General features: G+C 70.0%; 18 protein-coding genes, 1 pseudogene and 1 riboswitch. Of the genes and pseudogenes, 6 read left to right on the top strand and 13 right to left on the bottom strand.

Annotated features, from left to right (window positions below; all coding sequences use genetic code 11):
- Positions 1-195: 195 nt before the first annotated feature.
- Positions 196-1,281 (top strand): epi-isozizaene synthase, encoded by a 1,086-nt coding sequence (gene cyc1, locus AC5L3C_RS12005; protein WP_493653832.1) that lies wholly within the window; start codon positions 196-198, stop codon positions 1,279-1,281.
- Positions 1,278-2,648 (top strand): bifunctional albaflavenone monooxygenase/terpene synthase, encoded by a 1,371-nt coding sequence (locus AC5L3C_RS12000; protein WP_493648989.1) that lies wholly within the window; start codon positions 1,278-1,280, stop codon positions 2,646-2,648. The genes cyc1 and AC5L3C_RS12000 overlap by 4 nt, the downstream gene beginning before the upstream one ends.
- 28 nt (positions 2,649-2,676) lie before the next feature.
- Here AC5L3C_RS12000 and AC5L3C_RS11995 read toward each other — a convergent pair whose 3' ends face one another.
- Positions 2,677-3,639 carry a GlxA family transcriptional regulator gene (locus tag AC5L3C_RS11995; protein WP_493648988.1) on the bottom strand — a complete coding sequence of 321 codons (963 nt, stop codon included), beginning with the start codon at positions 3,637-3,639 and terminating at the stop codon, positions 2,677-2,679.
- A gap of 93 nt (positions 3,640-3,732) precedes the next feature.
- Between AC5L3C_RS11995 and AC5L3C_RS11990 the strand changes: the two genes are divergently transcribed.
- Positions 3,733-3,900, top strand: coding sequence for a hypothetical protein (locus AC5L3C_RS11990; RefSeq protein WP_493648987.1), 168 nt, complete (start codon positions 3,733-3,735; stop codon positions 3,898-3,900).
- A 36-nt stretch (positions 3,901-3,936) separates the two neighbouring features.
- Here AC5L3C_RS11990 and AC5L3C_RS11985 read toward each other — a convergent pair whose 3' ends face one another.
- The 7 genes from AC5L3C_RS11985 to nagB form a co-directional block, all read right to left on the bottom strand.
- On the bottom strand, positions 3,937-4,944 hold the full coding sequence (locus AC5L3C_RS11985; protein WP_493648986.1) for a ribonucleotide-diphosphate reductase subunit beta: 1,008 nt from the start codon (positions 4,942-4,944) through the stop codon (positions 3,937-3,939).
- The gene (locus tag AC5L3C_RS11980; RefSeq protein WP_493648985.1) at positions 4,944-7,307 is read right to left on the bottom strand and encodes a ribonucleoside-diphosphate reductase subunit alpha; all 2,364 of its coding nucleotides are present in this window, start codon (positions 7,305-7,307) and stop codon (positions 4,944-4,946) included. The genes AC5L3C_RS11985 and AC5L3C_RS11980 overlap by 1 nt, the downstream gene beginning before the upstream one ends.
- 123 nt (positions 7,308-7,430) lie before the next feature.
- Positions 7,431-7,603, bottom strand: a riboswitch (cobalamin riboswitch).
- Between the two features lie 12 nt (positions 7,604-7,615).
- On the bottom strand, positions 7,616-8,122 hold the full coding sequence (locus tag AC5L3C_RS11975) for a GNAT family N-acetyltransferase (RefSeq protein ID WP_493648984.1): 507 nt from the start codon (positions 8,120-8,122) through the stop codon (positions 7,616-7,618).
- 79 nt (positions 8,123-8,201) lie between these two features.
- Complete coding sequence (gene mctP, locus AC5L3C_RS11970) at positions 8,202-9,833, bottom strand: monocarboxylate uptake permease MctP (protein WP_493648983.1); 1,632 nt, start codon at positions 9,831-9,833, stop codon at positions 8,202-8,204.
- The gene (locus AC5L3C_RS11965; RefSeq protein ID WP_185930908.1) at positions 9,830-10,096 is read right to left on the bottom strand and encodes a DUF3311 domain-containing protein; all 267 of its coding nucleotides are present in this window, start codon (positions 10,094-10,096) and stop codon (positions 9,830-9,832) included. Before AC5L3C_RS11965 ends, mctP begins: the two co-directional genes overlap by 4 nt.
- 193 nt (positions 10,097-10,289) lie before the next feature.
- The gene (locus AC5L3C_RS11960) at positions 10,290-11,054 is read right to left on the bottom strand and encodes a GntR family transcriptional regulator (RefSeq protein WP_493648982.1); all 765 of its coding nucleotides are present in this window, start codon (positions 11,052-11,054) and stop codon (positions 10,290-10,292) included.
- Positions 11,055-11,212: 158 nt separating this feature from the next.
- Positions 11,213-11,998 carry a glucosamine-6-phosphate deaminase gene (gene nagB / locus AC5L3C_RS11955; RefSeq protein ID WP_125504286.1) on the bottom strand — a complete coding sequence of 262 codons (786 nt, stop codon included), beginning with the start codon at positions 11,996-11,998 and terminating at the stop codon, positions 11,213-11,215.
- Between the two features lie 526 nt (positions 11,999-12,524).
- On the opposite strand from nagB, the gene AC5L3C_RS11950 reads away from it, so the two are divergent.
- Positions 12,525-13,991, top strand: a complete 1,467-nt coding sequence (locus AC5L3C_RS11950) for a sensor histidine kinase (protein ID WP_493653831.1) — start codon at positions 12,525-12,527, stop codon at positions 13,989-13,991.
- Positions 13,992-14,248: 257 nt separating this feature from the next.
- Here the strand turns inward: AC5L3C_RS11950 and AC5L3C_RS11945 are convergent, their stop codons facing one another.
- Entirely contained in the window at positions 14,249-14,506 is a 258-nt protein-coding gene (locus tag AC5L3C_RS11945; protein ID WP_037937783.1) for a WhiB family transcriptional regulator, read from the bottom strand.
- Positions 14,507-14,822: 316 nt separating this feature from the next.
- Positions 14,823-15,791 carry a diacylglycerol/lipid kinase family protein gene (locus AC5L3C_RS11940; RefSeq protein ID WP_493648981.1) on the bottom strand — a complete coding sequence of 323 codons (969 nt, stop codon included), beginning with the start codon at positions 15,789-15,791 and terminating at the stop codon, positions 14,823-14,825.
- A gap of 69 nt (positions 15,792-15,860) precedes the next feature.
- Here AC5L3C_RS11940 and AC5L3C_RS11935 point away from each other — a divergent pair, with 69 nt between their 5' ends.
- Positions 15,861-16,304, top strand: coding sequence for a hypothetical protein (locus tag AC5L3C_RS11935; protein ID WP_125504284.1), 444 nt, complete (start codon positions 15,861-15,863; stop codon positions 16,302-16,304).
- A 115-nt stretch (positions 16,305-16,419) separates the two neighbouring features.
- On the opposite strand, the gene AC5L3C_RS11930 is transcribed toward AC5L3C_RS11935, so the two are convergent.
- From AC5L3C_RS11930 to AC5L3C_RS11920, 3 genes are all read right to left on the bottom strand, one after another.
- Positions 16,420-17,553 carry an RNA polymerase sigma factor SigF gene (locus AC5L3C_RS11930; protein ID WP_493648980.1) on the bottom strand — a complete coding sequence of 378 codons (1,134 nt, stop codon included), beginning with the start codon at positions 17,551-17,553 and terminating at the stop codon, positions 16,420-16,422.
- A gap of 17 nt (positions 17,554-17,570) precedes the next feature.
- On the bottom strand, positions 17,571-17,984 hold the full coding sequence (locus tag AC5L3C_RS11925; RefSeq protein ID WP_004925829.1) for an ATP-binding protein: 414 nt from the start codon (positions 17,982-17,984) through the stop codon (positions 17,571-17,573).
- A gap of 253 nt (positions 17,985-18,237) precedes the next feature.
- Complete coding sequence (locus tag AC5L3C_RS11920; protein ID WP_493648979.1) at positions 18,238-18,378, bottom strand: hypothetical protein; 141 nt, start codon at positions 18,376-18,378, stop codon at positions 18,238-18,240.
- Between the two features lie 304 nt (positions 18,379-18,682).
- Here AC5L3C_RS11920 and AC5L3C_RS11915 point away from each other — a divergent pair.
- Positions 18,683-18,988: pseudogene (locus AC5L3C_RS11915) on the top strand (Na+/H+ antiporter); the annotation flags it as partial.
- Positions 18,989-19,013: the final 25 nt, after the last annotated feature.

The following is a 19,013-nucleotide window of genomic DNA, read 5'->3' as shown; positions in this document are numbered from 1 at the left end:
CTCGCTCACGGCGCCCGACCGGACACCTCTCCGGTCGGGCGCCGTTCGTCTCTGCGCGCCGAAAGGTAGTGAAAGAAGCAAATCCGTTCCCAGAACGGTCAGTTGTGGTGCTGAATAGAGGTGCGGGGATACGCACGGCGTGCGCCCGGCTCGGGGGACGGGCGCAGGCCAACTGGCGGCGAGAGGGGATTGTTCGTGCATGCTTTGTCACACGGCACCACATCGACACCGACCACCATCGCGGTTCCACCGGCGCTGTCTCTTCCGGTGATCGAGGCGGCGTTTCCCCGGCAACTCCACCCGTATTGGCCGAAGCTTCAGGAAACGACCAGGGCATGGCTGCTCGAAAAGCGGCTCATGCCGGCGGACAAGGTGGAGGAATATGCCGATGGCCTGTGCTACACCGACCTTATGGCGGGGTACTACATAGGCGCCCCCGACGAGGTCCTGCAGGCGATAGCGGACTACAGCGCGTGGTTCTTCGTCTGGGACGACCGGCACGACCGCGACATCGTGCACGGCCGGCCCACCGCCTGGCGGCGGCTGAAGAACCTGCTGCACAACGCCCTCGACAGCCCCACCGACCACCTGCGTCACGAGGATCCGGTGGTCGCGGGACTCGCGGACAGCGTGCGACGGCTCTACACCTTCCTGCCGGGCAGCTGGAACGCCCGGTTCGCCCGGCACTTCCACACGGTGATCGAGGCGTACGACCGGGAATTCCACAACCGCACGGAGGGAATCGTCCCCACCGTTGAGGAATACCTGGAACTGCGCCGGCTCACCTTCGCGCACTGGATCTGGACGGACCTGCTGGAACCGAGTGCGGGAAGTGAACTCCCGGACCCGGTACGGAAGAACCCGGCGTACCGGAAGGCGGCGCTGCTCAGTCAGGAATTCGCCGCCTGGTACAACGACCTGTGCTCACTTCCGAAGGAAATAGCCGGAAGTGAGGTGCACAATCTCGGCATCAGTCTCGTCACGCACGAAGGGCTGACCCTCGAAGAGGCCATCGCCGAAGTGCGGCACCGCGTCGAGGAATGCATCCGCGAATTCCAGAATGCGGAACGCGACGCGCTGCGGTTCGCCGACGTCCTCGACGACGGCACCGTGGGAGGAAAGGAAACGAGCGCCGCCGTGCGCGCGTGCGTCGGCAACATGCGGAACTGGTTCAGTTCCGTCTACTGGTTCCACCACGAGTCCGGCCGGTACCGAGTCGACAGCTGGGACGACCGGTCCACGCCCCCGTACGTCAACAACGAAGCGGCAGGTGAGAAATGACCGTCGAGTCGGTGAACCCCGGGACGTCCGCCACGACCGCACTGTCCGAACCGCCCCTGGCCGGCGGAGGATTCCCCCTCCTCGGCCACGGCTGGAAACTGGCCCGCGATCCGCTGTCCTTCCTCTCCGGACTGCGCGACCACGGCGAGGTCGTACGCCTGAAACTGGGCCCGAAGACGGTGTACGCCGTCACCACCCCCGCCCTCACCGGGGCGGTGGCCCTCAGTCCCGACTACATCATCGCCGGGCCGCTCTGGGAGTCCCTGGAGGAGCTGCTCGGCAAGGAGGGCGTGGCCACCGCCAACGGCGCGCTGCACCGGCGCCAGCGCCGCATCATCCAGCCCGCCTTCCGGCTCGACGCGATCCCCGCCTACGGGCCGATCATGGCGGAGGAGTCGCATGCGCTGGTGGAGCGCTGGCGTTCCGGCCAGGTGCTGGACGTCACGTCGGAGTCCTTCCGCGTGGCCGTCCGGGTCGTCGCCCGCTGCCTGATGCGCGGCAGCTACATGGACGCCCGGGCCGACCGCATCTGCGCCGACCTCGCGGCACTGTTCAGCGGCATGTACCAGCGCATGGTGGTGCCGCTCGGGCCGCTCTACAAGGTTCCGCTCCCGGCCAACCGCGAATTCAACCGGGCCCTGGCCGATTTGCATGTCCTGGTGGACGAGATCGTCGCCGACCGACGGGCAAGCGGTCAAAAGCCGAACGATTTGCTGACGGCTTTGCTGGAGGCGAAGAACGACAATGGCGAGCCCATTGGGGAACAGGAGATCCACGATCAGGTCATCGCCATACTCACCCCCGGCGCCGAAACCGTCGGATCCACGGTGATGTCTCTCCTCTTGGTTCTCACCGAGCACCCGGAACTGGGCGACAAGATCCGCGACGAGGTGAAAGCCGTCGTCGGTGACCGGCCCGTCGCATTCGAGGACGTCCGAAAGCTGACGTACACCGCGAATGTCGTCACCGAGGCCCTCCGGTTGCATCCGGCCGTCTGGATATTGACGCGCCGCGCGGTGACCGACACGGAACTCGGCGGATACCGCATTCCCAAGGGGGCGGACCTCATCTACAGCCCGTACGCCATCCAGCGCGACCGGCGGTCGTACGAGCGGCACGAGGAGTTCGACCCGGACCGCTGGCTCCCCGAACGGTCCAAGGACGTCCCCAAGTACGCGATGAGCCCCTTCAGCGTGGGCAACCGCAAATGCCCCAGTGACCACTTCTCCATGGCCGAGCTCACGCTCATCACCGCGGCGGTCGCCTCCGCCTTCCGGTTCGAGCACGCGCCCGGCTCCGACATCCGGCCGCGGATCGGCATCACGCTCCGGCCGCGCCGGCTGATGCTGCGGGCACTGCCCCGCTGACCGGCCCGTCCGGCTCCTCCGGCGCGCGTCAGGCGGCCTCCGGGCCCCGGAACGCGCGCCGGTAGGCCTGCGGGGTGGTGCCCACGGCGCGCACGAAGTGGTGGCGCAGCGCCGCCGCGTTGCCGAAGCCGGTGCGGCCCGCGATCGCGTCCACGGTCTCGTCCGTCGCCTCCAGCAGATGCTGGGCCAGCAGCACCCGCTGGCGCAGGATCCAGCGGTAGGGTGTGGTGCCGGTCTCCTGCTGGAAGCGGCGGGCGAACGTGCGCGGGGACATGTGGGCGCGGTCGGCGAGCTGCTCGACGGTGACCTCCTCGTCGAGGTGCCGCTCCATCCACACCAGCACCTCGGCGACGGTGTCGACGCCGGTCCGGGGCAGCGGGCGCTCGATGTACTGGGCCTGGCCCCCCTCGCGGTGCGGGGGCACCACCATGCGCCGGGCGATCTTGTTGGCGACCTCCGGCCCCTGCTCCTTGCGCACCAGATGCAGACAGGCGTCGATCCCGGCGGCGGTGCCGGCGGAGGTGATCACCGGGTCCTCGTCGACGTAGAGCACGTCCGGTTCCACGGTCAGATGCGGATACTGCCTGGTCAGCTCCTCCGCGTGCTTCCAGTGGGAGGCGGCCCGCCGGCCGTCGAGGAGCCCGGCGGCGGCGAGCACGAACACGCCCGAGCAGACGCTCAGCACCCGGGCGCCCCGGTCCACGGCCCGGCGCAGGGCGTCCAGCAGCTCGGGCGGGAACCGGCGGGAAACGTAGGAGGACCCGGCGGGCACGGTGATGAGGTCGGCCGTCTCCAGACGCTCCAGACCGTGCTCGACCTGCAGCGCGAAGCCCGAGTTGCTGCGCACGGTCGGGCCGTCGGCGGAGACGACCGCGAAGTCGTAGACCGGCAGTCCGTCGTCGCTGCGGTCGACGCCGAAGACCTCGCAGACGACTCCGAGTTCGAAGGGGTTCACACCGTCGAGGAGGACGGCGGCCACGTTCTTCAGCATGGTTCCCAGTGTGCCGCGCCGCTGGCAGTAAATCGAGGGTCTACGGCAGTCCTGCCACTGTTGGTAAGGAGTGTCAGGGGCGACAGTGGTGACATGACTACGGCGCAGATGGAAGCAGTGATCGCGATGGTGGCCGTCACCGGCCTGTTCGTCCTGATGATCCTCCCCGCCCTGATCGGCATCGCGCACGACCGCCGGATCGACCGGCAGATCAAGCGGGCCCGGGGCGCCGCCCCACACCGCACCGCAAGGGCGGCGTGAGGCGGCACCGGGGCGCACCGCTCCCCGGCGTCCCGTTCAGAAGTCCTCGTCCAGGTCGACCGTGCCCTCCACGGCGACCTGGTACGCGGACGGACGCCGCTCGAAGAAGTTCGTCAGCTCCTGGACCCCCTGGAGCTCCATGAAGGAGAACGGGTTCTCCGAGCCGTACACCGGCGCGAAGCCGAGCCGCACCAGCCGCTGGTCGGCGACGCACTCCAGGTACTGCCGCATCGACTCGGTGTTCATGCCCGGCAGGCCGTCCCCGCACAGGTCGCGCGCGAACTGCAGCTCCGCCTCGACCGCCTCGCGCAGCATGTCGGTGACCTGCCGGCCCAGCTCCTCGTCGAAGAGCTCCGGCTCCTCCTTGCGTACGGTGTCGACCACGTCGAAGGCGAAGGACATGTGCATCGTCTCGTCGCGGAACACCCAGTTGGTGCCGGTCGCCAGCCCGTGCAGCAGACCCCGGCCGCGGAACCAGTAGACGTAGGCGAAGGCACCGTAGAAGAACAGCCCCTCGATGCACGCGGCGAAGCAGATCAGGTTCAGCAGGAAGCGGCGGCGGTCCGCCCGCGACTCCAGCCGGTCGATCTTCTCCACCGAGTCCATCCACCTGAAGCAGAACTCGGCCTTCTCCCGGATGGACGGGATGTTCTCCACGGCCGCGAAGGCCGCCGCCCGGTCGTCCGGGTCGGGCAGATAGGTGTCCAGCAGCGTCAGATAGAACTGGACGTGCACCGCCTCCTCGAACAGCTGCCGCGAGAGATACAGCCGGGCCTCGGGGGAGTTGATGTGCTTGTACAGCGTCAGCACCAGGTTGTTCGCCACGATCGAGTCGCCCGTGGCGAAGAACGCCACCAGCCGTCCGATCAGGTGCTGCTCCTCGGGGCTGAGCTTCGCCAGGTCGGCGACGTCCGAGTGCAGGTCCACCTCCTCCACGTGCCAGGTGTTCTTGATGGCGTCCCGGTAGCGCTCGTAGAAGTCCGGATAGCGCATCGGGCGGAGCGTCAGCTCGAAACCGGGGTCGAGCAGGTTCTTGTCGGTCATCACTGGCAGGCCTCGCAGGACTCGGGGTTTTCCAGGGAGCAGGCGACCGCTTCGGGGCCGGGCGTCTGCCGGGCGGGGACGGCAGCGGTGGCGCGCGCCGCCCGGGCGATCCGGGTCGCCGGGCGGGACCGCAGGTAGTACGTGGTCTTCAGGCCCTGTTTCCAGGCGTAGGCGTACATCGAGGAGAGCTTGCCGATGGTCGGTGTCTCCAGGAACAGATTGAGCGACTGCGCCTGGTCCAGGTACGGCGTGCGGGCGGCGGCCATGTCGATCAGACCGCGCTGCGGGATCTCCCACGCCGTGCGGTACAGCCGGCGCACCTCCTCGGGGATCCACGCGAAGTCCTGCACCGAGCCGCCCGCCTCGCGCAGCGCCTCACGGGTGCGCGCGTCCCACACGCCGAGCTGCTTCAGATCGTCCACCAGGTACGAGTTGACCTGGAGGAACTCCCCGGACAGCGTCTCGCGCTTGAACAGGTTGGACACCTGCGGCTCGATGCACTCGTACACCCCCGCGATCGACGCGATGGTGGCGGTCGGCGCGATCGCCAGCAGCAGCGCGTTGCGCATCCCGGTGGCCGCGATCCGCGTCCGCAGCGCCGCCCAGCGCTCCGGCCAGGCCGGCTCGACGTCGTAGTGGTCGGGGTGCAGCACGCCTCGCGCGGTGCGGGTTTCCTCCCACGCGGGCAGCGGGCCGGCGCGCTCGGCCAGGTCGGCGGAGGTCTCGTAGGCGGCGAGCATGATCCGCTCCGCGATCCGCGTGGACAGGGCCTTCGCCTCCGGGGAGTCGAAGGGCAGCCGCAGCTGGAAGAAGACGTCCTGAAGGCCCATGGCGCCCAGACCGACGGGGCGCCACCTGGCGTTGGAGCGGCCCGCCTGCTCGGTCGGGTAGAAGTTGATGTCGACGACCCGGTCGAGGAACGTCACGGCCGTGCGCACCGTGGCGTCGAGGCGCTCCCAGTCGATGTCCCCCTGCCGCACGAAGGCGCCGAGGTTGACCGACCCCAGGTTGCAGACCGCGGTCTCCCCGTCGTCGGTGACCTCGAGGATCTCCGTGCACAGGTTCGAGGAGTGGATGACATGGCCCGGGGCCGCCGTCTGGTTCGCCGTCCGGTTGGCCGTGTCCTTGAAGGTCATCCAGCCGTTGCCGGTCTGCGCGAGGGTGCGCATCATCCGGCCGTACAGCTCCCGCGCCGGGAGCGTCCTGCGCGCCAGGCCCTCGGCCTCGGCGGCCCGGTACGCCGCGTCGAACTCCTCGCCCCACAGGTCGACCAGCTCCGGCACGTCCGCGGGGGAGAACAGCGACCACGGCCCGTCGTCGGCCACCCGGCGCATGAACTCGTCCGGCACCCAGTGCGCGAGGTTCAGGTTGTGCGTACGGCGGGCGTCCTCACCGGTGTTGTCGCGCAGCTCCAGGAACTCCTCGATGTCGGAGTGCCAGGTCTCCAGGTAGACCGCCGCCGCGCCCTTGCGCCGCCCGCCCTGGTTGACCGCGGCGACCGAGGCGTCCAGCGTCTTCAGGAACGGGACGATGCCGTTGGAGTGCCCGTTGGTGCCGCGGATCAGCGAACCCCGTGAGCGGATGCGGGAGTAGGCCAGACCGATGCCGCCGGCGTGCTTGGAGAGCCGGGCGACCTGGTGGTAGCGGTCGTAGATGGAGTCCAGCTCGTCCTTGGGGGAGTCCAGCAGATAGCAGGACGACATCTGCGGGTGCCGGGTGCCGGAGTTGAACAGGGTGGGGGAGGAGGGCAGGTACTCCAGGCGGCTCATCAGCGTGTACAGCGCGGCGACCTCCTCCACCGAGCGCGCGCTGTCGTCCTCGGCGAGACCGGCGGCGACCCGCAGCAGGAAGTGCTGGGGCGTCTCGACGACCTTGCGGGTGACCGGGTGGCGCAGCAGGTAGCGGCTGTGCAGGGTGCGCAGGCCGAAGTAGCCGAAGCGGTCGTCGGCGCCGGGGTCGATCAGCCCGTCGAGCCGGTCGCCGTGCCGCCGGACGAACGCGGCGGTGCGGTCGGCGATGAGCCCCTCGCGGTGGCCGGTCGCGACGGACCGGGTGAACGACGTGACGCCCTGGGCGGCGGCCTCGGCGCGGATGCCGAGGGTCAGCAGCCGGGCCGCGAGCCGGGAGTAGGCCGGGTCCTCGGAGATCAGCCCGGCGGCCTCCTCGGTGGCCAGTTCCCGCAGCTCCGTCTCGTCGGCGTCCGCGGACCGGCCGCGCAGCGCGGCGGCGGCGACCCGGCCGGGGTCGGCGTCGGGCAGGTCGGCGGTCAGCTCGGTCAGGGTCCGCAGCAGCGCGGCACCGGGGCCGCCGCTCTCCTCGGGCACGTCGATCGCTGAAGCCGGATCGGCTGGCGCGATGGTCACGTGGGGCTCTCCCTCGCTCGGCACGGGGCCTCGAAGAGCGCAGGGGGCAGCACACGAGCGCACGCGGCGCCGCGTCCACCGGCCCATTCCGCGAGGCCCGGACGTCGGGGCACCCGGACCGGACGGCCGGGTGCACTGTCGGCAGGTCCTCGGACTGACGCCCATGCGCCCGGAAGCGGGCAGGCATGGGTACACCGTTGCGGGACAGTTCCGGATTCACACCGGATTCCCCTGCGACGACAGCGAGCATGAGCATACATCTTGTGCCGGGTGTCGCCGACAACCCCATATGTTGTGCCGTGCTGGTGTCAGAGCGTCAGCTCGTAGGTCATGAGCGTGATGTCGTCCAGCTCCGGCAGCGGGTTCCAGTCCCGCTCCGGGGTGCGGGTGAAGCCCACCCGCTCGTAGATGCGGTGGGCGGCGTGCATGGTGCGCTGGGTCGACAGCACGATCCGCCGGCGCCCCCCGATCGCCCGGGCCCGCTCGACACAGGCGCGCACGAGGGCCTCCCCGGCGCCGCGGCCGCGGCCCGCGCGGGCCACCGCCAGCATCCGCATCTCCGCCTCGTCCGGTGCCGCTATGTCGGCCATCGGCCCGGGGCCCGGCACGAAGGTCACCCCGCCCAGCAGCGCCCCGCGCTCGGTGGCCACCAGCACCTCGGCCGCGGCCGCCCGCTTCGCCACGTCACGCAGTTCGTCGAGATACCGGTCGCTCTCCCCGAAGTCCAGCAGTCCGTCCAGCAGATACGCCTCGGCGGTGATGTCACCGAGTTCCTCGTACTCCCCGGGCCGCACAGGTCTGATGACGATGTCCATGGGGGGAGTGTGCCGGACGGGTACGGCGACGGGCCGCCGGAATTCTCCGGCGGCCCGTCGTTCCAGAGCGGCTGCGGCGTCAGTGGCTGCTGCTGCCCGCCGTGGCCGGCGGGAGCTCCACCTGGACGCCGGCGTCGCCCGCGTCCACCGTGTAGTCCTCCGGCTTGGTCTGGTCGATGCCCTCGGGCGCCTTGAGGGCCCGCATGACGAAGGTCAGGACGACCGTGACCACGACGTTGAGCACGAAGGCCGTGAGACCGATGTAGCCGATCTCGCCGATGCCCGGGATCTCCTCCGACGACCCGCCGAAGTGCTTCTGCGTCGGCGAGGAGACACCGTAGGCGGCGGCGGTGCCGTAGATCATGCCGACCGCCCAGCCGCCGATCAGCGCCCAGCGGTGGAACCAGCGGGTGAACAGGCCGCCCACCAGCGCCGGGAAGGTCTGCAGGATCCAGATGCCGCCGAGCAGCTGGAAGTTGATCGCGACCGTCTTGTCCATGGTCAGGACGAAGAGCAGGGCGCCCACCTTCACCAGCAAGGACACGATCTTGGAGACCTGGGTCTCCTGCTTGGGCGTCGCGTCCGGCTTGATGAAGTCCTTGTAGATGTTGCGGGTGAACAGGTTCGCCGCCGCGATCGACATGATCGCCGCCGGCACCAGGGCGCCGATGCCGATCGCCGCGAAGGCCACGCCCGCGAACCAGTCCGGGAACATGTTCTCGAACAGCTGCGGAATGGCCAGCTGGCCGTTGCTGACCTTGACCCCGGCCGCGATGGCCATGAAGCCCAGCAGGGCCAGCAGCCCCAGCATCAGCGAGTACAGCGGCAGGATCGTGGTGTTGCGGCGGATCACCTCACGGCTGCGCGAGGACAGCGTCGCGGTGATCGAGTGCGGGTACATGAACAGCGCCAGCGCGGAGCCGAACGCCAGCGTGGCGTACGTCCACTGGCTCGCCTCGCCCGGCACCAGCGAACCGCGCGGCGCGCCGGTGGCCGGGTTGGTCTCGCTGTAGGCCTCCCGCGCGGAGGCGAAGATCTCGTCGAAACCGCCCAGCTTGATCGGGATGTAGATGATCGCCACCACGATGACGATGTAGATCAGGGTGTCCTTCACGAAGGCGATCAGCGCGGGGGCCCGCAGACCCGACGAGTACGTGTACGCGGCCAGCACCGCGAAGGCGATCAGGATCGGCAGGTCCTTGATGAACCAGTTGGTGTCCTCGCCGCCGCCGACGCCCATCACGTCGAGCACGGCCTGGATGCCGACCAGCTGGAGCGCGATGTAGGGCATCGTCGCCAGGATGCCGGTGACCGCGACGGCCAGCGACAGACCCTTCGAGCCGAACCGGCCGCGCACGAAGTCGGACGTCGTCACATAGCCGTGCTTGTGCGACACCGACCACAGGCGGGGCAGGAAGGTGAAGATCAGCGGGTACACCAGGATCGTGTACGGCACCGCGAAGAACCCGGCCGCGCCCGCCGCGTAGATCGCCGCGGGTACGGCGACGAAGGTGTAGGCGGTGTACAGGTCGCCGCCGAGCAGGAACCAGGTGACCCAGGTGCCGAACGACCGCCCGCCCAGACCCCATTCGTCGAGGCTGTGCTCGTTCTCGGCCTTGCGCCAGCGCGCGGCCATGAACCCCATGGCCGTGACGAGCAGGAAGAAGAAGATGAAGACGGCGAGTGCCACGCCGTTGACGCCGTCGTTCACTGCGACGCACCGCCCTTCGAGGCCGAGCGGGCGCGCTGGTCACGCTGCCAGAGCTTGTAGGCCGTCATCGTCAGCGCGGTGGAGATCAGCACCCACAGCATCTGGTACCAGTAGAAGAACGGGATACCGATGACGACGGGGTCGGTCTTCGCGTACGAACCGACCCACAGCATGGCCACGAACGGTGCGACGAGACAGAGGGCGATGACGACGCGCACGGGCGTCACCACCGGCCCTCCCGGGTTTTCTGGAGCTTGCGACATCGGGCGGCTACCGTCCCCTCACTGATCACCGGCTGCAATGCGCGGAAATGTAGGTCAGTGTGCGGCGCGGTCGGAACCCCTCCTCCGCAGAGCGGTATTCAGGCGCCGCCCAAACGAGAGGCAACAGCAACGAAAACCTTGTCAACCACCTAGTTTGTCCGGATACAGCACTCTTCCGAAGCGGTCTCGGGGCTCACTCCTGGGGGCGCTTGAGACGCGCGACGAACTTGTACCGGTCACCCCGGTACACCGAGCGCACCCACTCCACCGGCTGGCCGTCGCGGTCCCGCGAGTGCCGGGAGAGCATCAGCATCGGCAGGCCCACGTCCGTGCCGAGCAGACCGGCCTCCCGCGGGGTGGCCAGCGAGGTCTCGATGGTCTCCTCGGCCTCCGCCAGATGGACGTCGTACACCTCGGCGAGGGCGGTGTACAGGGAGGTGTACTTCGCCAGGCTGCGGCGCAGCGCGGGAAAGCGCTTGGCACTCAGATGGGTCGTCTCGATGGCCATCGGCTCGCCGTTGGCCATGCGCAGCCGCTCGATGCGCAGCACCCGGCCGCCCGGCGCGATGTCGAGCAGCCCGGCGAGCCGGTCGTCGGCCGTGATGTAGCCCAGGTCGAGCAGCTGCGAGGTCGGCTCGAGACCCTGCGCGCGCATGTCCTCGGTGTACGAGGTGAGCTGGAGCGCCTGGGAGACCTTGGGCTTGGCCACGAACGTGCCCTTGCCCTGGATGCGCTCCAGCCGCCCCTCGACCACCAGCTCCTGGAGCGCCTGGCGCACGGTGGTGCGCGAGGTGTCGAACTCCGCCGCCAGCGTGCGCTCCGGCGGGACCGGCGTGCCGGGCGGTGCCGTCTCGGTCATGTCGAGCAGGTGCTTCTTCAGCCGGTAGTACTTGGGCACACGCGCCGTACGGACCGCGGTCCCACCCTCGTTCTCCGCACTGCTGACGTCGGTGCTCATGCTCTGCCTTCCCGGCTCCGGATGCCGAAACGACCGACATCCCCATCGGCCACGGCTGACATCGTGGCACGGCTCGGGACAGGTGTGTGCCCCGCACGCTCCGTGATCCCCTTTGTATACCCCCGGGCGCAAGGGGTGGTCCAGACCATGGGCGGGGGTCAGATGCCCTGCCACTCCGGCTTGTTCGCGTAGGTGTGCCGGAAGTAGTCGGCGAGCTTCAGCTTGGACGCGGCGGCCTCGTCGACGACCACCGTGGCATGCGGGTGCAGCTGCAGCGCGGAGGCCGGGCAGACCGCCGCCACCGGCCCCTCGACGGTCGCGGCGACCGCGTCGGCCTTGCCCTCGCCGGTGGCCAGCAGCACGAGGTGGCGGGCCTCCAGGATGGTGCCGATGCCCTGGGTGATGACGTGGTGGGGGACCTGCTCGATGTCGCCGTCGAAGAAGCGGGCGTTGTCCACCCGGGTCTGCTCGGTCAGCGTCTTGATCCGGGTGCGGGAGGCGAGCGAGGAGCACGGCTCGTTGAACCCGATGTGCCCGTCCGTGCCGATCCCGAGCAGCTGGAGGTCCACACCGCCGGCCTCGGCCAGCTCCCGGTCGTACGCCGCGCAGGCCCCCGGCACGTCCTCGGCCGTGCCGTCCGGGCCCATGAAGGCGTCCATGGCGATCCCGAGCGGCTCCAGGACCTGGCGCCGCAGCACCGAGCGGTAGGACTCGGGGTGGTCGGCGGGCAGCCCCACGTACTCGTCGAGCTGGGCGATCCGCGCCCGCGAGGTGTCCACGGCGCCGGATGCCACCCGCTGTGCCAGCGCCTCGTAGACGGGCAGCGGCGTGGAACCCGTGGCGACGCCCAGCAGGGCGTCGGGCTTGCGCCGCAGGAGCTGTGCCATGGCCTCGGCGATGAGTTCGCCGCCCGCCTCGGCGTCCGCAACGATGACAACTTCCACGGTGGGCCTGCCGATCTTCAGAAGGTCTCGACTGGTTCTGGCGCCCCGGCGCTCGGGACATGTGGTTTAGACCAATCTCAATCTAGCAGAGAGGCTCCCGCCCTCCCAGGCGGAACCGCCGCCCCGGCGGCCGCCCGCCCGAAAACGCCCCGCCTCTCCGGCCCCGGACAGGGCTTTCACGGGTTAGGCTGCCCGGTGGACGCCCGTGCCCTCGGCCGGGTGTCGGCAGGACAGCAAAGAACGGGGTTCCGACGCATTTACACGGGCAGTGGTCTAGTCCACAATGCGTAAGGAACACAGTAAGCCTGCCTTCCCCGCACAGGAAGGCGGACCGAGGATCCGGAGCTCTCTGCCCTGACTGCGCCGGCTCCTCGACCTTCGGCCGACCGGGACCGCACACCCCACGGCCGATACAGCTCCGGGCTGCGGTGCCGAAGAGGGTTGAGGGTCCCTCCCAGGCGCCGCGGCCCGCGGGTGTTTCCGGGGGCGGTACCGACCCCCGGGTACGCTCGCTGACGTGCCCTCCATGAACGAGCTCGTACGCCAGCACACAGCCCTCGACGACACCGATCTCGAGTGGCTCCATCTGCTGGTCTCGGAGTGGCAGCTGCTCTCCGACCTCTCCTTCGCCGACCTGGTCCTGTGGGTCCCCACCCGGGACGGCACCCGCTACGTCTCCGTCGCGCAGATGCGCCCCAACACCGGCCCGACCTCCTACCAGGACGACATGGTGGGCCATCTGGTGCCGCGCGGCCGCCGGCCCATGCTGGACGCGGCCCTGGACGAGGGCCGCATCGTGCGCGAGGGCGACCCGGAGTGGCGCGAGGAGGTCCCCGTGCGGGTCGAGTCGATCCCCGTACGGCGCGAGGGGCGCGTCCTCGGCGTCATCGCCCGCAACACCAACCTCCTCACCGTGCGCACCCCGAGCCGGCTGGAGCTCACCTATCTCCAGAGCGCCTCCGACCTCGCCCAGATGATCGCGGCCGGCGCCTTCCCGTTCGCGAACCAGCAGCTGGAGATGGACGCCTCGCCCCGCGTGGGCGACGGGCTGATCCGCCTCGACGCCGACGGCATCGTCCAGTACGCCTCGCCCAACGCCCTGTCCGCCTTTCACCGCATGGGGCTCGCCGCCGACCTGGTGGGCCATCACCTCGGGCAGACGACCGCCGAACTGGCGCCCTCGCGCGGTCCGGTGGACGAGGCGCTGGCCAAGGTGGCGAGCGGCTGGGCGCCGCGCGAGTTCGAGATCGAGTCGAACGACGGGGTGATCCAGTTCCGGGCGATCCCGCTCAAGCCCAAGGGCGCCCGCATCGGGTCCCTGGTCCTGCTCCGGGACGTCACCGAACTTCGCCGCCGCGAACGCGAGTTGATCACCAAGGACGCGACCATCCGGGAGATCCACCACCGCGTGAAGAACAATCTCCAGACGGTGGCGGCGCTGCTGCGGCTCCAGGCCCGCCGCATCGGTTCCGAGCGCGGCCGTGCAGCGCTGGAGGAGGCCGTCCGGCGGGTGGGGTCCATCGCGATCGTGCACGAGACGCTGTCCCAGAATCTGGACGAGCGGGTGGAGTTCGACGAGATCGCCGACCGGGTGCTCGCGATGGTCGCCGAGATCTCACCGGGCAAGGTCACCGGCCGGCGTTCGGGCCGCTTCGGGATACTCGACGCGGAGGTCGCCACCCCGCTGTCGATGGTGCTGACCGAGGTTCTGCAGAACGCGCTGGAGCACGGCTTCGGCGAGGGGGACACCGGCACCGTCGAGGTGTCCGCGGTCCGCGGCGGCACCTCCAAGGAGGCCCGGCTGCTGGTCACCGTGCAGGACGACGGCGTGGGTCTGCCCGAGGACTTCGACCCGCACACCGCAGGCAACCTCGGGTTGCAGATCGTACGGACCCTGGTGGAGGGCGAGTTGAGCGGCACCTTCGACATGGTGCCGGCCCCGGACCGGGGGACCAGGGTGATCCTGGACATCCCCGTGCGGTCGCACACGTAGCGCGCTGTCCGTACCGGTGGCACAGCAACAGACCCCGGGCAGCAAAAGGCCCGGGCAGCGAAAGGCCCGGGCAGCGAAAGGCCCGGGCAGCAAAAGACCCCGGACCGTGAAGTGGTCCGGGGCTGATGCTCGTTCCTCGGGGTCCCCCTGCTCGAGCGGTGCCGAGCACTGCGGGGGAACTGCGCGCTGCGGCTCGGGGGCGGGAGATGCATACGCGATGTATGCGCCGCCAAGCTCAGGCTGTCAGCAGGGGGGTGTCAGGCGGAGGCCTGACGGGCCCGGTTGCGGGCGGCGCGGCGCTTCATCGCGCGACGCTCGTCCTCGCTGAGACCACCCCAGACGCCGGAGTCCTGACCGGACTCGAGCGCCCACTGGAGGCAGTTCTCGATCACCGGGCAGCGACGGCAGACGGCCTTGGCTTCCTCGATCTGCAGCAGCGCGGGACCGGTGTTGCCGATGGGGAAGAAGAGCTCGGGGTCTTCCTCGCGGCAAACGGCGTTGTGACGCCAGTCCATGGCTGCTACCTCTCCTTGGTATAACTGCAAGTGCTTGTGAATGTGAACGCTTTCACGAATCCCCCAACAAGGGAAGGGCCGACCGCCAGGTTCCCTGGCGTGGTCCTTGGGTTGAAGGGGGGTTCCGGTGATCTGTGGAGGCCGGTGTTGCGGGCCGTCCCGATCGCCATGTAGAGACTCGCAAACCTCGGCGGCGGATACAACCCCTTCCGAAAAGTTTTTTTTGATTCTTCGGTGTCGACTAGGTCACAGCCGTACTTCCATGGGGTGGATCCTGGCCTAAACGTTCGAGTGAAAGGACTTTGGCCCTTTCTGCTCACACAATCACACGCAGTGCACGGCGTACGCCTGTGAACGTCACGCTCGTTCGCAGCCCCAGGTGGTCACCGTCCATCTGGAGGGGCAGCGGCACCTTCGAATGCAAGGTGAAGCGGGTCAGATCGTGCCGGGACACCGCGTGCTTGCCGCGCGGTCCGCGCTCGGGGGACGAAGTGAGCAACTGCGTGCCATACCGGGCAACCGCGGCGGTCGACATCCGGCTGAGACCGAAGAGATCCAGGCCGGTGTCGAACGAGGCCTGGGGCGAGGCGTAGATCGGACGGTTGCCGAGAAACGTCCACGGCGAGGTGTTCGAGACTATGGACAGGACGAGCCCGGTGACCGGTTCCTCGCCCGGGTGCTCCAGGGTGATCACCCCGCGCCGGCGGTGCGGTTCGCCGAGCAGCTGACGGACGACCTGGCGCATGTACAGCGCGTGCGTGGACTTCCGGCCGCGCTCCCGCTGCTGCTCCACCCGGCCGACCACACCGGCGTCGAAGCCGAGACCCGCGTTGAAGGTGAACCAGCGCGACGGCACGGCCTCGTCCTCCGAGCCCGGCGTGCCCGAGGTCAGCCCCAGGCCCACGGTGCGCTCCCGGCCCTCGCGCAGCGCGTCCAGCAGGACGCCCGTGGCCTCCACGGGCTGGTTGGGCAGGCCCAGGGCGCGGGCGAACACATTGGTGGATCCGCCGGGCACCACGGCGAGGCCGGGCAGGTGCTCCGGATCGGGGCCCGCGTGCAGCAGACCGTTGACGACCTCGTTGACGGTGCCGTCCCCGCCGAGGGCCACCACCAGGTCGGTGTCGGCGCTCTCCGCGGCCTGCCGGCCCAGGTCGCGCGCGTGCCCGCGGTACTCGGTGGTGACCGCGTCCAGCTTCATCTCGCTGGCGAGGGCGTGGATCAGCACATCGCGCGTGCGCGCACTTGTGGTGGTTGCCGCCGGATTGACCACGAGAAGAGCACGCATGACGTGCAGGGTACCTACTGAGCGGTACCGGGCCCAGACCGAGGTCCGGCCGGAGCGTACCCTTCAGGGGTGAGCAGTGAGCAGACTCCCACCACCACCTCGGACGACACCGGCCCCCGCCCGCGCCGTCTGACGTACGCCGCGGCGCTCGCCGCCCTGGAAGGGCTCGCTCTGGTGGCCGGCGGGGTGTGGCTGCTGGTCCTCGGCCTCGCCGGCGAACCGGACGACCGCGGGCAGGCCGTCACCGGCGGAGTGACGCTGATCGTGCTCGCCCTGCTCCCGCTGCTCGCCGCGCGGGGCCTGTTCGCCCGCCGCGGCTGGAGCCGCGGCCCCGCGGTCATCACCCAGGTGATGGCGCTCCCGGTGGCCTACAACATGCTCCGCTCCGACGGCGCGGCCATCCCCGCGGGCATCGCCCTGGCCGTGGTCTCCGTCACGGCCCTGTTCCTCCTGCTCAACCCGGAAACAACCCAGGCACTGGGCATCCGGGGGCCGGGCAACACGAACACCTAGTGCCAGCCCCTCCGGCGTTTGAGGAGCGGGGTCCGGGGGCAGCGCCCCCGGGGACGGGAAGGGGCGGCGGGGGCGAGAAGAGGGCTCCAGCCGGCCCAGGGACGCCGGGAGCGCCTCACTCCTCCACGAGCAGCTTCTCCCGCAGCTGCGCCAGCGTCCGCGCCAGCAGCCGGGACACATGCATCTGCGAGATGCCGACCTCCTGCGCGATCTGCGACTGCGTCATGTTGCCGAAGAACCGCAACAGCAGGATCCGCTTCTCGCGCGGCGGCAGATCCTCCAGCAGCGGCTTCAACGACTCCCGGTACTCCACGCCCTCCAGCGCCTCGTCCTCCGCACCGAGGGTGTCGGCGACCGCCGGGGACTCGTCGTCGGTGTCGGGGACGTCCAGGGACAGTGTGGAGTACGCGTTGGCGGACTCCAGACCCTCCAGGACCTCCTCCTCGGAGATGGCCAGCTTCTCGGCCAGCTCGTGCACCGTGGGGGAACGCCCGTGCAGCTGGGAGAGCTCCGCCGTGGCCGTGGTCAGCGCCAGCCGGAGCTCCTGCAGCCGGCGCGGCACCCGCACCGCCCAGCCCTTGTCGCGGAAGTGCCGCTTGATCTCGCCGACGACCGTCGGTGTGGCGTACGTCGAGAACTCCACACCCCGGTCCGGGTCGAACCGGTCGACCGACTTGATCAGCCCGATGGTGGCGACCTGGGTGAGGTCGTCCAGCGGCTCGCCGCGGTTGCGGAAGCGGCGCGCAAGATGCTCGACGAGCGGCAGGTGCATGCGCACCAGCCGGTTGCGCAGCTCCGCGTACTCCGGAGTGCCGTCCTCCAGCGTGCGCAGCTCGAGGAACAGGGCGCGCGCCCCGCTGCGGTCCTGCGGGTCGTGGTGCGCGTGCGCGCCGTGCGTGCCGGGTCCGCCCGGTGTGCCGCTGCGCGCGCCCCGGGTGCCGGACGCCTGCGGCGTCTCGTCCTCGGCGTGTCGCTCGTGCTCGCTCATCGTCCCGCCCGTCGCCCTTCCCCGAGCGCTCGCCTCGTCCCCCGTCGCCCGCGCGGAGGCGCCCCCGTGGTTCGGACCGGCCCCGGCGTGCCCGGCCGGAGGCGTACCGCGCACGGCACCGCCCGCCTGCCCGCCGCCAGGGAGGGCGGTCTCCGCGGAGTCGTCCTCCGGATGCGGCCGGGCCTGCTCGGGGATGCCGTCGATGCCGTCCGGCACGCGCTCGGCCGGCAGCTCCCGTGTGCCGCGTTCTTCGTCCCGCACCGGCCCGTCCTCGCTCCTCACGCCGGCCCGGGTCCCGCGCCGCGCTGTTTGTAGAGGCTGATCGACACCGTCTTGTCCTCGTCCACGGCCGAGGAGACCTTGCCCGCGAGCGCGGACAGGACGGTCCAGGCGAACGTGTCACGCGAAGGGGCGTGACCGTCCGTGGTCGGCGCCGAGACGGTCACCTCGAGCGAGTCGTCGACGAGCCGGAAGACACAGCTGAGCACCGACCCCGGCACGGCCTGCTGAAGCAGGATCGCGCAGGCCTCGTCGACCGCGATGCGCAGGTCCTCGATCTCGTCGAGGGTGAAGTCCAAACGGGCCGCGAGGCCGGCCGTAGCCGTACGCAGCACCGACAGGTAGGCCCCCGCGGCCGGCAGCCGGACTTCCACGAAGTCCTGGGTCGCGGGCTCGCCTGCGATCTGGGACACCCTCACCTCCAAGGTGGTACAAGCGTTTCAGGGCCGTTCGCCCCCGGGTAACGCGTCAAGTGTTCAGCGGTGACGCTATCGCGCTCTCGGCGCTCCTGTCCCGGGGCCCCGACCCGTGGCTGTCACTCATAGTAAAACTATGAATACGCTCCGTGGCTAGGGGTCTGCGGCCCTCAAATGGGAAGAGCGCGCGCCGCATTGACGTACCCAGACGCCAGACGGTCGAACCGTCCGGCACCCGGACCGCCCCGCGTCACACCAGTACGCGGTCGACGAAGCACCAGCGCCAGTCCCCGCCGGGCTCGTGGCTCCGCATCACGGGGTGGCCGGTTTCCCGGTGGTGCTCCGCGGCGTGCCGTGGCGGCGCGTCGTCGTGTGTGCCGTGTTTCGTCAAGTTTCTCCTTCGTGGATATGGCTGCCGGGCCGGCAGTGTCTGTCTGTGGAGCTGGTGCAGGACCTCAACGGAGCACTCCGGGGGGCAGCCGGCGACGAAGCAGACATCCCTGCGGCGCGAGCCGTGGGAACCCCCTCGTTCGGAAGGGGGAGGAAGCCAAGACTGCCAGATGGCGACGCCTCTCCTCGGGCGACCGCGCGGAAAAGCGAGGGTGAGCCCGGCATGGCTGTGATGCCTCTTCTGCTGCTGGCCGCGCGGTGGCGCCGCGGTCGCGGCGGGCCTGGCGGTCAGCTACGTCCCCGGCGCCGAGCAGCGCCTCGGCGAACTCCTCACCGACGAGCGCAACACCCTGCCGCTCCCGCCCGCGGACCGCCTGCGCGCCGTCCTGGAACGCCGCAACGTCGTCCGGGAACGGCCCGGCCAGGTCAACCCCGTCACCGGGGAGTCGGTCGACGACACCTGCCGGCGGCTGTCCCGTGAGGTCATCGGCGCGGAAGGCGACGTCTTCGTCACGGTGCGCGACGCCCGCCACGGCGACGACGAAATGCTCCGCATTCTGCTGCGCCGACTGGACCTGGAGGAAGCGGCGGCGTACCGGGAGACGGCGTAGCCGTGCTCTTCGGGTGGACCGCTTG

The organism is Streptomyces speibonae (genome assembly GCF_984686075.1).
This window is presented reverse-complemented; position numbering and strand designations above follow the sequence as displayed.

What these genes read in the sequence shown, in the direction of transcription:
- AC5L3C_RS11940 (WP_493648981.1), bottom strand. Translation starts at nt 15,791, where the DNA reads ATGCGTGCTCTTCTCGTGGTCAATCCGGCGGCAACCACCACAAGTGCG.
- AC5L3C_RS12000 (WP_493648989.1), top strand. Translation starts at nt 1,278, where the DNA reads ATGACCGTCGAGTCGGTGAACCCCGGGACGTCCGCCACGACCGCACTG.
- AC5L3C_RS11990 (WP_493648987.1), top strand. Translation starts at nt 3,733, where the DNA reads ATGACTACGGCGCAGATGGAAGCAGTGATCGCGATGGTGGCCGTCACC.
- AC5L3C_RS11965 (WP_185930908.1), bottom strand. Translation starts at nt 10,096, where the DNA reads ATGTCGCAAGCTCCAGAAAACCCGGGAGGGCCGGTGGTGACGCCCGTG.
- AC5L3C_RS11985 (WP_493648986.1), bottom strand. Translation starts at nt 4,944, where the DNA reads ATGACCGACAAGAACCTGCTCGACCCCGGTTTCGAGCTGACGCTCCGC.
- AC5L3C_RS11995 (WP_493648988.1), bottom strand. Translation starts at nt 3,639, where the DNA reads ATGCTGAAGAACGTGGCCGCCGTCCTCCTCGACGGTGTGAACCCCTTC.
- AC5L3C_RS11950 (WP_493653831.1), top strand. Translation starts at nt 12,525, where the DNA reads ATGAACGAGCTCGTACGCCAGCACACAGCCCTCGACGACACCGATCTC.
- AC5L3C_RS11960 (WP_493648982.1), bottom strand. Translation starts at nt 11,054, where the DNA reads ATGAGCACCGACGTCAGCAGTGCGGAGAACGAGGGTGGGACCGCGGTC.
- AC5L3C_RS11975 (WP_493648984.1), bottom strand. Translation starts at nt 8,122, where the DNA reads ATGGACATCGTCATCAGACCTGTGCGGCCCGGGGAGTACGAGGAACTC.
- AC5L3C_RS11945 (WP_037937783.1), bottom strand. Translation starts at nt 14,506, where the DNA reads ATGGACTGGCGTCACAACGCCGTTTGCCGCGAGGAAGACCCCGAGCTC.